The 14373-nt window shown below is 73.0% G+C and carries 13 protein-coding genes; 9 read left to right on the forward strand and 4 right to left on the reverse strand.

The annotated features are described in order from the left end of the window. Positions 1 to 199: 199 nt before the first annotated feature. Together Sru02f_RS26885 and Sru02f_RS26890 are read right to left on the reverse strand one after the other, a co-directional pair. Positions 200 to 829, reverse strand: a complete 630-nt coding sequence (locus Sru02f_RS26885) for a TOPRIM nucleotidyl transferase/hydrolase domain-containing protein (protein ID WP_109029988.1) — start codon at positions 827 to 829, stop codon at positions 200 to 202. Positions 830 to 894: 65 nt separating this feature from the next. Beyond that, entirely contained in the window at positions 895 to 2448 is a 1554-nt protein-coding gene (locus Sru02f_RS26890; protein ID WP_109029570.1) for an IucA/IucC family protein, read from the reverse strand. 157 nt (positions 2449 to 2605) lie between these two features. Here Sru02f_RS26890 and Sru02f_RS26895 point away from each other — a divergent pair, with 157 nt between their 5' ends. From Sru02f_RS26895 to Sru02f_RS26915, 5 genes are all read left to right on the forward strand, one after another. Beyond that, positions 2606 to 4138, forward strand: a complete 1533-nt coding sequence (locus Sru02f_RS26895) for an IucA/IucC family protein (protein WP_109029989.1) — start codon at positions 2606 to 2608, stop codon at positions 4136 to 4138. A 154-nt stretch (positions 4139 to 4292) separates the two neighbouring features. Next, positions 4293 to 5831, forward strand: coding sequence for a hypothetical protein (locus Sru02f_RS26900; RefSeq protein ID WP_109029571.1), 1539 nt, complete (start codon positions 4293 to 4295; stop codon positions 5829 to 5831). A gap of 40 nt (positions 5832 to 5871) precedes the next feature. Beyond that, positions 5872 to 6609: an NUDIX hydrolase gene (locus Sru02f_RS26905; protein WP_109029572.1), complete on the forward strand. Its 738-nt coding sequence runs from the start codon at positions 5872 to 5874 to the stop codon at positions 6607 to 6609. 77 nt (positions 6610 to 6686) lie between these two features. Beyond that, the gene (locus Sru02f_RS26910; RefSeq protein ID WP_003972702.1) at positions 6687 to 7952 is read left to right on the forward strand and encodes a VWA domain-containing protein; all 1266 of its coding nucleotides are present in this window, start codon (positions 6687 to 6689) and stop codon (positions 7950 to 7952) included. Next, positions 7952 to 8758 carry a hypothetical protein gene (locus tag Sru02f_RS26915; protein WP_109029573.1) on the forward strand — a complete coding sequence of 269 codons (807 nt, stop codon included), beginning with the start codon at positions 7952 to 7954 and terminating at the stop codon, positions 8756 to 8758. Before Sru02f_RS26910 ends, Sru02f_RS26915 begins: the two co-directional genes overlap by 1 nt. 42 nt (positions 8759 to 8800) lie before the next feature. Here Sru02f_RS26915 and Sru02f_RS26920 read toward each other — a convergent pair whose 3' ends face one another. After that, positions 8801 to 9457, reverse strand: coding sequence for a winged helix-turn-helix transcriptional regulator (locus tag Sru02f_RS26920; RefSeq protein WP_109029574.1), 657 nt, complete (start codon positions 9455 to 9457; stop codon positions 8801 to 8803). 87 nt (positions 9458 to 9544) lie between these two features. On the opposite strand from Sru02f_RS26920, the gene Sru02f_RS26925 reads away from it, so the two are divergent. Genes Sru02f_RS26925 through Sru02f_RS26940 form a run of 4 tightly spaced genes read left to right on the forward strand, consistent with a single transcriptional unit; the run spans position 9545 to position 12542 of the window. Continuing rightward, positions 9545 to 10753: a pyridoxal phosphate-dependent aminotransferase gene (locus Sru02f_RS26925; protein ID WP_109029575.1), complete on the forward strand. Its 1209-nt coding sequence runs from the start codon at positions 9545 to 9547 to the stop codon at positions 10751 to 10753. 26 nt (positions 10754 to 10779) lie between these two features. Further along, positions 10780 to 11379, forward strand: a complete 600-nt coding sequence (locus Sru02f_RS26930) for a histidine phosphatase family protein (RefSeq protein WP_109029576.1) — start codon at positions 10780 to 10782, stop codon at positions 11377 to 11379. Between the two features lie 38 nt (positions 11380 to 11417). After that, positions 11418 to 12065: a hypothetical protein gene (locus Sru02f_RS26935; RefSeq protein ID WP_373103581.1), complete on the forward strand. Its 648-nt coding sequence runs from the start codon at positions 11418 to 11420 to the stop codon at positions 12063 to 12065. 54 nt (positions 12066 to 12119) lie between these two features. Next, entirely contained in the window at positions 12120 to 12542 is a 423-nt protein-coding gene (locus Sru02f_RS26940; protein ID WP_109029578.1) for an acyl-CoA thioesterase, read from the forward strand. A gap of 306 nt (positions 12543 to 12848) precedes the next feature. On the opposite strand, the gene Sru02f_RS26945 is transcribed toward Sru02f_RS26940, so the two are convergent. After that, on the reverse strand, positions 12849 to 14237 hold the full coding sequence (locus tag Sru02f_RS26945) for a nucleobase:cation symporter-2 family protein (protein ID WP_109029579.1): 1389 nt from the start codon (positions 14235 to 14237) through the stop codon (positions 12849 to 12851). Positions 14238 to 14373: the final 136 nt, after the last annotated feature.

Below are 14373 nucleotides of genomic sequence, written 5' to 3' on the forward strand. Positions count from 1 at the left end.
CCTCCAGGAGTGCCTCGGGCTCGGGCGCTCCTGGCGACACCGGAAGGTCAGCCGTCGGACCGTGACGGATCGGGTGAGCACCCACGGGTGACTGCGTTCACGGGGCTCACCTCCATACGACGACTTCACGGTCCGCCAGGACCGTAGCAGCGGGGCGCCGCCTCGCTCAAACGGTTTGGGTCACGAGGCGGCCCGACGGTCACAGCCCCGCCAGGAGATCCGCGAGCGGGGCCGGTGGCCGTGCGCCGTCGAGGGCCTCGACGAGGAGGCCGCCGTAGCGGATCTTGCGGCCCTTCCTGGTGCTGAGGAAGCGGCGCAACTGCTGTTGCCGGGGGCGGCCGTGCTGGGCGGGCTGGGCCAGGAAGGTCTGCCAGGGGCGGAGTTCGTCCTCGGAGCGTATGACCTCCTCGACCCGCGCCGGGCCCAGTGCCCGGATCATCTCGTCCTCCAGGTCGGCCACGCAGACGTGGAAGTCGCGTGCAGCGCCCGCCCGTTGCCAGCCGCGGACGTAGAAGGGCTCCTCCCGGGCGTCGCAGAGGCCGGTCAGGCGCAGGCCGAGGCCGGGTGGGCCGAGCAGCCCCGCGTAGCGGCCGACACTCATCGCGCCGCCCATGGACACCACGGCCACGCCCTCGGCGGTCAGGTCGCGGTCCTCGCGGGCCGCCAGGGCCTGGACGGCGGCGAGGTCGCTGGGGCCCTCCAGCAGCACCGCCGTCCGCAGGCCGAGATCCCTCACCAGATCCGCCGCCAGGTCACCCGCCGTGTCCCCGGCGCCGCCCGCCGCCGCCCAGCGGGCGATCTCGTCCCGGAACGCGTCCATGTCCGCCATGCGGTGAGTGTGCACCACCCGGGAGCGGTACGGCACGGGATTTCCGGGCGCGTGAGTGCCGCCGCTCAGGCCACGCGCAGCGGGTTGGGCAGCGGCCGGTAGCGGGCGTCGGCGCCGTCCGCGCCGGTCCAGCGCAGCAGGAGGTTGGTCTTGGCGGGGAGGGTCGGGGCGGTGAGCAGGGCCGGGATTTCGGGCAGGTCGTGGCGGGCCAGGGTGCGGCGGACGGCGGGCCAGGGGTCGAAGGCCGGGTGGTGTTCGGTGAGGGCGGCGGCGATCTCGTACAGATGGTTGACGACCAGGCAGTAGACCAGGCGTTCCCAGCCGGCCGCCCTCGGGGTGTCCGGCAGTAGTTTGACGCCCTCCGCGTCCCGGAAGAGGGCCTGCACCGGCATGCCGGTCGCGTCCACGGCGACCAGCGTGTTCTGCAGGTGCGCCTCCAGGACGACGCCGTCGTCGGCGAAGGCGGTCAGGACGGGCGGCACGACGGCGGCGAGGTACGCCTCCCACCAGGCCGCCGGGTCAGCGGTGGCGGTCAGCGGGCTGTCGGGGAAGCCTTCCACGAGCGCGGCGGCCAGGAGCGGGGTCGCGCCGGGCAGGAGGTGGTCGCGCAGGCCGTCGCGGACGACGACGGCCAGTTCCTCGAAGGCGAAGTCCGCGGTGCGGTGGCCGCGGTCGCCGAGCCAGGCGGCGGGAGGGCCCAGGGAGGCGAAGGCCTCGGTGGCGGCCGTGTCGGTGCGGCGCAGTCTCAGCAGGTCGTGGCGCCACAGGCGGCGGATGTCGTTGGTGACGCGCACGTCGAGGCTGAACTTCAGGAACAGGTCCCGGCCGGGGAGGTACTCGGGCGCGTACACCGTGCGGATCGCGGCCGTCGGCCAGGCGAAGAAGCCGGTCGTGCCCACCCGGACGAGCCGGCCGTCGGCGAAGGCGGGGGCGAGGGCGGCTGCCGTCAGCTCCAGTTGCCAGGGGTGGGCGGGCAGCAGTCGGTAGCCGGGCGGGGCCTTGCCGAGGGCGTCCAGGGCGGCGGTGTCGCCCTCGTCGACGACGGTGTCCTCGCGCACGGCGAGCAGCGTCAGCGGGAAGCGGGCGTGTGCCTCGGGCGCGTAGGGCAGCCACCCGGCGTGCGGGCCGCCGCCGCGTGCCTTGGGGGCGGGGTGGTGGGTGTGGCCGGTGAGCAGGGCCTGCTCGGAGCGGAGGTACGGGTCGGCGGGCGGGGTGGCACGCGCGCGTGCCGTCAGCAGGGCGGCCACCGCGTCGCGGCTGTCGGTCATCTCGGTGGGCAGTTCGTGGTTGGGCACACCGGTGTGCCGGCGCAGGGCCTCGGCGACGAGCTTCACCAGTTCGGCGTGGTCGACCCGGTGCCACCCGTCCTGCGTGCGGACCTCCGGTTCGGCGGGCCGCCGTCCCCGTCGCACCCGCAGCAGTCTGCCGCCGGGCAGCAGGTACACGGGGCGGGCGCCGGGGCCCGGCAGCGGTTCGGCCACCTCGCGCAGCAGGCAGTTCAGCAGCGGTACGGCCGCGTGGGCGTCGGCGCGGCGCGCCACGTCGTCCCGGGCGGCGGCGCCGTCCGGAAGGGGGGCGTCGGCGCCGGTGGGCGGGGGCAGGAGATCCACGCGTTCCACTCGTTCCCTACGGTCGGTCCATGGCGGAGAGGACGGAGACGATCAGTATGTCTCTCGTCATGACAGTCGTCGGTCCTCCGCCGTGACGTCGTACTCGTACGCGTACTCCGACCCGTACGCGTACGCGTACTCCGACCCGTACCCGAGGAGCCTGCCCGTGCATCGTCCCCCCAGTGCGGCGGCCGAGGTCGCCGAGGAGCTGGCGGCCGTCCGTCCCGCTCTGGCCGCCCGGTTCGCGGCCGAGCGGCCAGGGGCCCGCGCGGCCGTGCTGTCGCGGCTGTGGCGTGCCCTCGCCTTCGAACCGCTGCCGTGGGTCGAGGGCCGGGAGCGGTCCGGGGACGGGCTCGTCCTGCGCCTGCGGGACGGCCGCCGGCTGAGCGGTCCGCCCGCCGACCCGTACCGCACGGACGCCTACGTCCGGGTGGTACGGCTGGACGAGGTCGCGTACGACGACCCGGAGCGGCTGCTGACCGACCTCGCCGTACCGCACTCGGCCTCCTTCGCCGCCGAACTCGGGCACAGTGCGGCGTCCTTGGCCCTGTCGCGCGCGGCACAGCCCCGGGCGGTCCGGGAGGGGGCGCCCGAGAATCACCCGGACGAGTGGCCGGACAGCGGCTGGGGCTGGGAGCGGCGGGTGGTCGACGGGCACCCGTACCACCCCGGCTGCCGTGCGCGGCCCGGCTTCTCGGTGGCGGAGCAGCTCGCCTACGGGCCCGAGCACGGGCCGGTGGTGGAGCTGGGGCTCATGCCGGTCCCGGCGGCGGAGTGCCTGGTGACGGGGGTGTGGCCCGGGGAGCTGCGGGACGGGGCGCGGGTGCTGGTCCCGGTGCATCCTTGGCAGGCCGCGCACGTGCTCAAGCAGTCGTACGGGGCCGGGCCCGCCGCGCATCCGCTGATGTCCCTGCGGACCCTCGCCGTGCCCGGCTCGGTGCACGTCAAGACCGCGCTGAGTGCCCGGCTGACGTCCTCGGTGCGGGACATCTCGGTCGCCTCGATCGCCGCGTCGGCCGATCTGTCGTCGTTCGGGGCGCGGTTGGCGGCGCGTCTGGACGGCCTGCTCCACGTGACCCGCACGCTGGGCGCGGCCACCGCCCACTCCCCCGACCTGGCCGCCGTCCTGCGCGAAGCGCCCGAGGTGTACGCCTCGCCCGGCGAGCACGTCGTCCCGGTGGCCGCGTTGGCGACCACCGGACTGCCGCGTTCCGCCGCGTGGCTCGCCGCCTTCGCCCGTCTCGCGCTCACCGTCGGGCTGCGCGCGCTGGAGCTGGGCGTGGCCCTCGAGGCGCACGGTCAGAACCTCCTGGTCGTGCTGTCCGCGACGGGCGACCCGCTGCGCCTGGTCTACCGCGACCTGGCCGACATCCGCGTCTCCCCGGCCCGCCTGGCCCGGCACGGCCTCGCGGCCCACGGCCTGCCCGGCCGGGTACTGACCGACGAACCGCTCGCGCTGCGCCGGAAGCTGTTCGGCTCGCTGGTGGGAGGCGCGCTGGCGGCCACGGCCGGTTCGGGCCCGGCCCTGCGCAGGGCCCTGGAGGCGGCGGTGCCGGAACTGCCGCGCACGGAGGACGTCGTGGCCCTGCGGGAGGAACCGCTGCCGGTGAAGGCGCTGACGGTGATGCGGCTGACGCCCGGACATGCGGGCGACATCTGGACCGTGCTGCCCAATCCCTTGGCAACCGGTCCCTGCTGACCCGGCCCGGCCGGCCGGTCCGTCAAGGGCCGGACGGCCAAGGCTTGGCCGATTTTCGGCTCTTCGTGGAAAACCCGGGGCTGGCCGCGGCGGGCGCGCCCTACGGTGTACGCCCTGTGGGGTCATCCGGACGTGAGGGTTGTGAGAGCGGGACATGACTGACGCCAACGGCAGTGACGGCCTGATGACGCCGATCCGGCCCGATCAACTGGAACCGGGCGCGGTGATCGCGCAGTCGCTGGACAACCAGTGGGTGCCGGCCCGGCTGGCGGCCGACATGATCGAACGGGGCCAGTCCCTGGACGAGGTCGCCGGCCGACGCATCAGGGAGGTGCGGGCCGAGTACTTCCGCAGCCTCATCAACGCGAGCCAGGTCGTGATCAACCGCGCCTACTTCTACAACAACGCGGCGATCAGCCGGGACCTCCTGGAAGAGGGCGAGTCCCGCTCGGCGCACCGCAGTCTGCTCGCCTCGGGGGCGATCGTGCCGTTCCTGCTCAACGAGCGCCACCCCGCCGAGGAACCACCCGCGCACCTGCACGTACGGCCCGAGGGGTTCACCGCCTGGCAGGAGACGCTGGAGGGCATGTCCGGCACCGACCGGGTCCGCTGTGTGCGCATGGCCTGGGACGACTCGCTCGACGACCGGGCGAACCGGGAGCACACCCGGATCCGGCTGTTCCAGCCGTTCACCGAGAAGGTGCAGGGCCTGACCGCCAAGAACATTGATGTCCTCGCCTCGCAAGTCGGCGTGCCGCCCGAGGAGTTCGACGCCTTCGGCAGGCGGCTCGGTGAGGTGGTCAGCCACAGCAACAGCCTCAGCGTCCGACGGCAGCCCGTGGTGCGCAACACGCTGTACGAGGAGTTCGTGTCCGTCCCCGGGTCGAACGTGGCAGAGGGGAGGTACGACCGCGGCAAGCTCTACGCCAAGGAGATCAAGCAACTGCTCGACCTGATCTACAACGTCAACCTTGCCGACGCTCTGGGACGCTATCCCCTCACCCCGGCCGACAGCCTGCGGCGGGTGGTGTTGCAGGAAGCACGTGAGGCACGCACCACCACCGGGTTCGTGGAGGACCCCGAACAACTGCTGACATTCCTGCGGCGGCAGGCCTTCGCGACCGTTCAGGACCATCTGACGCCGGCCGCGGTGAACTCGCTGGCTCTGCAGGACATCTGGCGGCTGCGGCAGACCTCCGTCTGGAACAGCTACATCCGGGCGTTCGGAGCGCTGACCGCGGCTCCAGACCGCTTCCACGACGCCGCAGGGCAGGTGTTCGACCGCTACGTCCGGCTCAACTCGGAGATTCTCAGACTCGCGCAGGAACGCAGGCAGGCTCGTCCCAACCGGTGGCGTCCGGTCGTCGAGGTCGTCGTCACCCTTACCGCGGGCACGTTCTCGGCCATCAGCGGCGCAGGCCTGTGGGAACTGACCGGCGCTCTCCTGCCGACCGCGGTGTCCGGTCCGGTGACCGGCTCGGTACAGCTGGTGCTGCGCAACTGGGAAGCCGGGCGACAGGAGCAGAGATTCGCCCGGGAGATAGCCTCCGTACGGCTGGCGAGTGAGCGAGAATGGCGGCAGTTCCGCGACCTGGTGCAGCGGCTGCCCGACTACCGGCAGGATGCGCACACGGGATCGGCCGGCAACGCCGCCACCACCACCCAGGACGACGACGTGCCCAACGACTACTGAGCTTTGGCTGGAGTACCGTGCACTGCCTGCGAAACGCCCGATGAACCGGTACGAGGCCCTGCGCCGACGCGTTCCGGAGTGGTTCCGCAACGAGCCCGGGGGGATCGAGATCCTGACGGACCCCGCGCTGGTCCGCAGGGCCCGGCGGTCGGCCGTCCCGACGGTGCGACGTGGCCCGTTGGGTTCCCTGCGGGCGTGGGCGAGGGCTGCCCTGCGGCCGGTCCCGACCGGTGTGGTGTCGGCCAACCGCTACCTGTGGTACCTACGCGATCCGGTGCGGTTCCCCGACGGCCGGCTCGGGCTGTACGACCGTCTTCTGCCGCCTCCGGAGTCCTCCCCCGGCGTCGTCGTGCTGCCGCTCCTCGACGACGGGGCGAAGGTCGTGCTGATCGAGCACTACCGGCACGCCACCCGCGATCGGCACTGGGAGGCCGTGCGCGGCTTCGGTGATCCGGGCGCGACCGGCGAGGAGAACGTGGCGCGGGAGCTGGCGGAGGAGGTCTCCGCGCGTCCCACGGCGGTGACCGCCCTCGGTGAGCTCCACCCCGACACCGGTCTGTGTGCGCACCGCGTCGAACTCTACGCGGCACGAGTGCAGTCGGTGGGTGCACCGGAAGTGGGCGAGGCGATCCAGCGGGTGATCACGGTGCCGGCCGCCGAGGCGGAAGCCATGGTGGCCGACGGCCGGATCACCGACGGCTTCACGGTCGCCGTCCTCTACCGGGCCCGGCTGGCCGGGTTGTTCACGTCTGTCACGGAAAACGGCGGCGAGAACTGACGGCGCGTCCGGCGGATGCCCGCCGCCGGACACCCGCCGTTTTGGAGCCCGGCGGCACTGATCAATAGGATCCGCCGATGATCACAAGAACACGGCTGGCGGCGGGTGCCTGTGCACTGCTCGCCGCGCTGGCGGCCGGGATGGCGTTCCCGGCCGGGGCGAGCGCCGGTGAACCCACGGGTGAGGACGCGCCGAAGGTCGACCTCGTACTCGACGTCAGCGGTTCGATGCGGACGCGGGACATCGACGGCGGTACGCGCATGGCGGCGGCGAAGCAGGCGTTCAACGAGGTGCTCGACGCGACGCCGGAAGAGGTGCAGCTGGGCATCCGGACGCTCGGCGCGGACTACCCGGGCGACGACCGCAAGACCGGCTGCAAGGACACCGCGCAGCTCTACCCGGTCGGCCCGCTGGACCGCACCGAGGCGAAGACGGCGGTGGCGACCCTGTCGCCGACCGGCTGGACGCCGATCGGGCCGGCGCTGCTCAAGGCGGCCGACGACCTCGACGGCGGCGACGGTTCCAAGCGGATCGTGCTGATCAGCGACGGCGAGGACACCTGCGCCCCGCTGGACCCGTGCGAGGTGGCCCGCGAGATCGCCGCCAAGGGCATCGGGCTGACCATCGACACGCTGGGACTGGTCCCGAACACCAAGATGCGCCGGCAGCTCAGCTGCATCGCCGAGGCGACCGGCGGCACGTACACCTCGGTCGAGCACACCGACGAACTCACCGACAAGGTGAACCAGTTGGTGGACCGGGCGGCCGACCCGGTGGTGACGCCGGTGGCCACCGAGGGCGCGGACGCGTGCGCGAAGGCGCCGACGCTGAAGTCGGGGCTGTACACCGACCGCGAGGAGTTCGGGCAGCAGCGCTGGTACCGGGTGGACGTGGAGCCCGGCCAGGAGCTGCGCGCCTCCGTGAGCGTGGGCGCCGACCGGGCCGTGAACCCGTCCTACGGGGTGCTGCTGCGGGCGGTTACGGTGCACGGCCGGGAGATCGTGCGCGGTGAGGCGGCGGGCAACGGCCGTACCGACGTGCTCTCGACGGGGCTGCGCTACCCGAAGGCGGAGAGCGACGAGGACGACGCCCCGGCCGAGGCCGTGTGCCTCCAGGTGACCAACTCCTTCTCCGTCGCCTCCGGTGTGAAGACCACGCCCGGTCTGCCGCTGGAGCTGACCGTCGACGTCGTGGACGGCCCGGGCGACTCCGACGACGTGGCCGCCTTCGGCCTCGGGCGCGGCTGGTGGCTGCTCGGCCTGCTGGTGCTGGTCGGCTTCGTCGCCGGTCTGCTGTGGGGCTGGCTCTCGCGCTGGCGGTTCGCGATCTGGAGGACCAACTGATGCGATTCACCCGAGCGTTGACGACGGCCGTGGTGCTGCTCGGTCTCGCCGCGGCTCCCGCGGCGGCCGACTCCTCGCCCTCCGCGAGCCCCGCGCAGGACGGTGACGCGCCGACCACGGCGGGCACGTCCTTCCGGACGGCGGCCGAGTTCGAGCAGGGGCAGGTCGCCACGGCGAACGGTGCCGCGGGCGACTACCTGTACTGGTCCTTCCCGGCCGACGCCGGGCAGCGGCCCACCGTGAAGGCCACGGTGAAGCTGCCCGAGACACACGCCGCCCAGACCTGGCGGGTCGACGTGTACGACGGGCTGCGCCGCCGCCAGGCCTGCCAGTGGGGCGCCCAGGCCCGCACCGCGGACGCGGGCACCTCCTCGGTCGAGCTGGCCTGCGTGCTGCGCACCGTGCGCGCCTGGACCGAGCCGTGGGCCAACGACCCGCTGCCGGGCACCTACTACGTCCGGCTCACGGCGGTGAACGTGCCCACCTCCGACCTCGGTGTACCGGTCTCCGCCGAGGTCCGGGCGGACTCCAAGGACATCGGCGGGGCCGCGGCGGTGGACGGTTCGCTGGCCGAGCCGCTGGTGCCGGGCATCGCGGTGACCTCCGGCGCCGACCAGGGCGACGAGGACGAGAAGGGCGCCGTGCTGTCCGCGATCGAGCCGGAGGACGGCTGGTCGTCGGGCTGGTGGTCGGACCGCTGGGTGTGGAGCGGGATCGGGGCCGTACTGGCCGCGCTCGCGGGCATCGGCGGCTATGCGCTGACCCGTGGTTCGGGTCGGCCGTCCCGGGTGCCGCCCGGGGCCTGACCGGTTGTCAGGAGGCCCACTCCCGGTGGGCCTCCTGCCGTTTCACCCCTCCCGCAGCGCCTTGGCCGCCGTGCCGTCGCCGGTCACCCGGACCCGGCCGTCCCGCACGGCCTCCCGCAGACCCGTCTCGCCGCGGCCGAGGGCCGCGCACGTCACGGCGTCCAGCACGAGCCGGGCGTCGGGCTCCCCGGGCGCGGGCCCGTCGCCGTACACGGGACCCTCCACCGAGTCGGCCGCCGCGTCGGCGTACAGGTGGAAGTCCCCCTCCTCCAGCCGGACTTCGACGACTCCCTCCGCCGCCCCGGCCTCCCGCAGGGCCCGCAGCAGGGGCAGGGCGAACCAGTGCGCCCGTACGGCGTCCGTGGGCCGCCGCTCCCCCAGCTCGCCCGCGCCCCACGCCCCGAGCGCCTCCAGCACGGGCAGCAGACCGCGTCCCCGCGCGGTGAGTTCGTAGACGTACGCCGCGCCGGGCGGGGGCAGCCGGCGCCTGGTCGTCAGCCCCTCGCGCTCCATGTCCTTGAGCCGCGAGGCGAGTACGTCCGTGCTGACGCCGGGCAGGTCGGCGTGCAGGTCGGTGTAGCGCCGCGGACCGGCGAGCAGCTCCCGGACGATCAGCAGGGTCCAGCGGTCGCCGACCGCGTCGAGCGCGCGGGCGGCGGAACAGTACTGGTCGTAGCTACGGCGAGGACGTGGTGACATGCGACGCAGTGTAGACAAGTTGTTGGACTTTCCAAGCTGCTACTTGGTAAAACCAAGCAACACCAGATTCCGGAGGGGAAGCCGCGCATGGAGTTCCGGCAGTCGAACAAGCTCAGCGAGGTCTGTTACGAGATCCGCGGCCCGGTCATCGAGCACGCCAACGCGCTGGAGGAGGCGGGCCACAGCGTGCTGCGCCTGAACACCGGCAACCCCGCGCTCTTCGGCTTCGAGGCGCCGGAGGAGATCGTCCAGGACATGATCCGGATGCTGCCGCAGGCGCACGGCTACACGGACTCGCGCGGCATCCTCTCCGCCCGCCGGGCCGTCGCCCAGCGCTACCAGGCGCTTGGCCTGGAGGTGGACGTGGACGACGTCTTCCTGGGCAACGGCGTGTCCGAGCTGATCTCCATGGCCGTACAGGCCCTGCTGGAGGACGGCGACGAGGTCCTGATCCCCGCCCCCGACTTCCCCCTCTGGACGGCGGTGACCACCCTCGCGGGCGGCAGGGCGGTGCACTACCTCTGCGACGAGCAGGCGGAGTGGTACCCGGACCTGGCCGACATGGAGGCGAAGATCACCGACCGCACCAAGGCGGTCGTCATCATCAACCCCAACAACCCCACCGGCGCCGTCTACCCCAAGGAGATCGTCGAGGGCATCCTCGACCTCGCCCGGCGGCACGGCCTGATGGTCTTCGCCGACGAGATCTACGACCAGATCCTGTACGACGACGCCGTGCACCACTCCGCCGCGTCCCTCGCCCCCGACCTGGTGGTGCTGACCTTCTGCGGACTGTCCAAGACCTACCGGGTGGCGGGCTTCCGCTCCGGCTGGCTGGTGGTGACGGGGCCGAAGCAGCACGCGAAGGACTACCTGGAGGGCCTGACCATGCTGGCCTCCATGCGGCTGTGCGCCAACGCGCCCGCCCAGTACGCCATCCAGGCCGCGCTCGGCGGCCGCCAGTCCATCCGCGAGCTGACGGCCCCCGGCGGGCGGCTGCACGAGCAGCGGGACGTGGCCTGGGAGAAGCTCAACGAGATCCCCGGCGTCTCCTGCGTCAAGCCCAAGGGCGCGCTGTACGCCTTCCCGCGGATCGACCCGGCCGTCCACCGGATCCACGACGACGAGCGCTTCGTCCTCGACCTGCTGCTCAGGGAGAAGATCCAGGTGGTGCAGGGGACGGGATTCAACTGGCCCTCCCCCGACCACTTCCGCATCCTGACCCTGCCCCACGCGGAGGACCTGGAGGCGGCGATCGGGCGCATCGGACGCTTCCTGAGCGGCTACCGCCAGTAACGGCGTGCCCGCCGTAGCCTGGGGGCATGGGTGATCTTTTTCTGGTTCGGCACGGTGAGACCGAGTGGTCGCGTTCGGGTCGGCACACCGGGCTGACGGACGTCCCGCTGACCGAGAAGGGGCGGGAGCAGGCGCGGAGTCTGGTGCCGTTGATCCGGTCGCACCGGATCGGGGCGGCCTTCGTCAGCCCCTTCCAGCGGGCCCGGGAGACGGCCGAGCTGATCGGCCTGCACGACGTGCGGATCGAGCCGGACCTGCACGAGTGGGACTACGGCGGCTACGAGGGGATCACGACCGTCGAGATCCACCGGACCCGGCCGGACTGGTTCCTGTTCACGGACGGTGTCGCGCCCGGGCCGCCGGACCATCCCGGGGAGACGCCCGAGGAGGTGGGTGAGCGGGCCGACCGGGTGCTGGCCACGGTGGAGGCCGCGTTCGCCAACACCGAGGGGTGCGTGGTGCTGGTGGCGCACGGGCACTTCCTGCGCGTCCTGACCGCCCGGCACCTGGGCCTTCCGCCCTCGCACGGAGCGCTGTTCCAGCTGGGTACGGGGACGCTGTGCCGGCTGGGGACGGAGCACGGGCGGCCGGTGATCGCCGCCTGGAATGTCAGACCTCCGTCGTAGCCTTCGAAGGCGTGACCGATGAGGGAAGGAGGGACGCCGTGGCCCTGTCGCCGACCGCCGCGCAGCGGCGTGTCATCGCCGCCGCCGATCCCGTCACCGGACGCCTGAAGGGTACGGAGGCCCAGCTCGCGGCGCTGGTGAGGCGGGGCCTCGCCTTCCGGCATCCGCGCCCGCCGCACGACCACTTCCTGACCCCGGCGGGGCACCGGGCACGGGAGGCGGCCGACGCGCCGGAAGGGCCGAAGCCGCCGGAGCCCGCCGAAGTCCCGGCCGCCGACGGTGTGTTCGCCGCGCGGGTCGGCGGGGAGGAGGCCGCGCCGGGCGACGCGGGGCCCGCGCGGCTGCGCGAGGTGCGCGGCGCCTGGCAGGGGCTGCTGGAGCTGCGCCGGATGACGCATCCCGACGGGAACACGGACCGGCCCTGTGCGTGGGAGCGGTCGCATCTCGTGCGGGCCGCCGCGCTCGCCCTGGAGGCGGCCGGGCACCGTCCGGCCAGCCCGGACGGCGCGGACGGGTACCGGGTGCGGGCGACGCCGCAGCCCGAGGCGGTCGCGGTGTACGAAGGCGACGGCGGCGCGCTGCGGGAGTGCGCGGCGACGCTGGCGCGGGCCGGCTGGCAGACCGGGGAGCACACCGAGCCGCGCACGCGGGCCCGTTTCCTGCTGGCCTCCCCGCGGAAGGTGTGACACCGGCGTGTCAGGATCGGTGCGTCAGTACGTGTGCGAGGAGAGGCAGCAGCCGTGAGCGAACCGTTCTCCGTTCCCGTGAGCGTCCGCGGGTACGAGACCGACACCCAGGGCCACCTGAACCAGTCGGTGTACCTGAACTACGCCGAGCACGCCCGCTGGTCGATGCTCGAGGCGGCCGGGATCCGGCAGGCGGACCTGGTCGCCCGCGGGGTCGGGCCGGTGGCCCTGGAGACGACGATCCGGTTCCAGCGGGAGCTGCTCGCCGGTGACGAGGTCACGGTGACCTGCGCCTTCGAGTGGGGTACGGGCAAGACCTTCCGGATCCGGCAGCTCATCACCAAGACGGACGGCACGGTCGCCGCCGAGGTCGAGGGCGTCGGCGGGCTGATGGACCTGCGCGAGCGCAGGCTGGTGCCGGACCCGCGGCAGCGTTTCAAGGAACTGGCGGCCCGGCCGGAGCTGTTCGGGCTGTAGGCCGAGGGGTGCCGGGTCGGGCGTCCGCCGGCTCGGGCCGGTGCTCGGTGTCATAGGCCGCGCGGGCCTCGGTCGAGGGGCAGCGGCCCGCCTTCCGGGTGGCGGCGACGATCGCCACGGCCGCCCTGCAGTGTCGGGAGGGTCGGAACCGGTGAGGCGCCGGTGACATGGAGAGGGCCGGTTCGTCCCGGACGGCACACCGCCGGGACGGTTCGTCCCGGGCGGCACACCGCGCGGACGGCGGGTCGCCCGGGACGAACCGTCCCGTCACCGGACAGCGATGGAGCCCCGGCGGGGCTCCCGGCGTCACGGCATCGCCGCGGCCCGGGACGCCTCGGTGATCTCGTCGCCCGCCTCCATCGGGTGGGTGACGTCCTCCGCGTCCCGTTCCCGCCCGCCGATGTGGTTGAAGACCAGGTTGAGCAGGACCGCGGCCACACAGCCGGTCGAGATGCCCGAGTCCAGGATGATCCGCGCGTTCTCCGGGAACGAGTGGTAGAACTCCGGCGCCGCGATCGGGATGATGCCGACGGCCAGGGAGACCGCCACGATCAGGACGTTGTTGTCCTTGTCCAGGCTCGCCCGGACCAGGGTCTGGATGCCGCTGGCCGCGACGGAACCGAAGAGGACCACGCCGGCGCCGCCCAGGACCGGGCGCGGGACCACCGCGATGAGCGAGGCCGCCATCGGGCACAGCCCCATCAGGACCAGGAAGCCGCCGCCGACCGCGACGACGTACCGGCTGCGGATCTTCGTCATCGCGACCAGGCCGATGTTCTGGGCGAAGGCGCTGCACATGAAGCCGTTGAAGACCGGGCTGAGGGCGGAGCCGAGGGTGTCGGCGCGCAGTCCGGCCGCGATGGTCTTCTCGTCGGCCGGGCGGTCCACGATCTCGCCGAGGGCGAGCATGTCGGCCGTGGACTCGGTCATCGAGACCACCATCACCACGCACATGGAGATGATCGCGGCGATCTGGAACTGCGGGGCGCCGAAGTGGAACGGCGTGGGGAAGCCGACGACGTCCGCGTCCGCGACCGGGCCGAAGTCCGTGACGCCGAACGGGATGGCGACGAGCGTGCCCGCGATCAGGCCGAGGAGTACGGCGATCTGCTTGACGAAGCCGCGGGTGAAGCGGCGCAGGAAGAGGACGATGGCGAGGGTGATCCCGGCCAGGCCGAGGTTGGTCGCCGAACCGAAGTCGTCCGCGGTGGGGCTGGGTCCCTGTGCCCAGCCGAAGGCGACCGGCAGCAGGGATATGCCTATCAGGGTGATGACGGTGCCGGTGACGACCGGCGGGAAGAAGCGGATCGCCTTGCTGAAGAAGGGGGCGGCGACGAAGCCGAGGAGTCCGGCGACGATGACCGCGCCGAAGATGATCGGCAGCGCGTCGGACTTGTCGTCGGTGGAGGCGACGACCGCGGTCATGGGGGCGACACCGGCGAAGGTGACGCCGTTGACGAAGGGCAGCCGGGCGCCGATCTTCCAGATGCCCAGCGTCTGGAGGAAGGTGGCCAGGCCCGCGGTGAACAGGCAGGCGCCGGTGAGGAAGGTCAGCTCGGTGGCGCTCAGGCCGATGGCCGCGCCGACGATCAGGGGCGGGGCGACGACCCCGGCGTACATGGCGGCCACGTGTTGCAGGCCGGTCGTCGCCATCTTCAGTGGCGGGAGTTTCTCGTCAACAGGGTGGTCGGCCACGGCGGCGTTCCTCCGGTCGTTTACACGTCGGCTCTGACGTGGGTGTCAGGGAGGTGGAGCTAGTGGTGGTCGTGCGGGACCGGGACGGACCGTTCGGGGGAACGGGCGACCGCTCCGAGGCGTGCGCGCAGGGGCG

Origin of the sequence: Streptomyces rubrogriseus, from assembly GCF_027947575.1 — a bacterium.
Taxonomy (GTDB): Bacteria; Actinomycetota; Actinomycetes; order Streptomycetales; family Streptomycetaceae; genus Streptomyces; species Streptomyces rubrogriseus.

Bases quoted from the DNA above. Each gene is read 5' to 3' on its own strand.
- Sru02f_RS26885 (WP_109029988.1), bottom strand. From the start codon at position 829: ATGGCGGACATGGACGCGTTCCGGGACGAGATCGCCCGCTGGGCGGCG.
- Sru02f_RS26900 (WP_109029571.1), top strand. From the start codon at position 4,293: ATGACTGACGCCAACGGCAGTGACGGCCTGATGACGCCGATCCGGCCC.
- Sru02f_RS26905 (WP_109029572.1), top strand. From the start codon at position 5,872: ATGAACCGGTACGAGGCCCTGCGCCGACGCGTTCCGGAGTGGTTCCGC.
- Sru02f_RS26910 (WP_003972702.1), top strand. From the start codon at position 6,687: ATGATCACAAGAACACGGCTGGCGGCGGGTGCCTGTGCACTGCTCGCC.
- Sru02f_RS26915 (WP_109029573.1), top strand. From the start codon at position 7,952: ATGCGATTCACCCGAGCGTTGACGACGGCCGTGGTGCTGCTCGGTCTC.
- Sru02f_RS26920 (WP_109029574.1), bottom strand. From the start codon at position 9,457: ATGTCACCACGTCCTCGCCGTAGCTACGACCAGTACTGTTCCGCCGCC.
- Sru02f_RS26925 (WP_109029575.1), top strand. From the start codon at position 9,545: ATGGAGTTCCGGCAGTCGAACAAGCTCAGCGAGGTCTGTTACGAGATC.
- Sru02f_RS26930 (WP_109029576.1), top strand. From the start codon at position 10,780: ATGGGTGATCTTTTTCTGGTTCGGCACGGTGAGACCGAGTGGTCGCGT.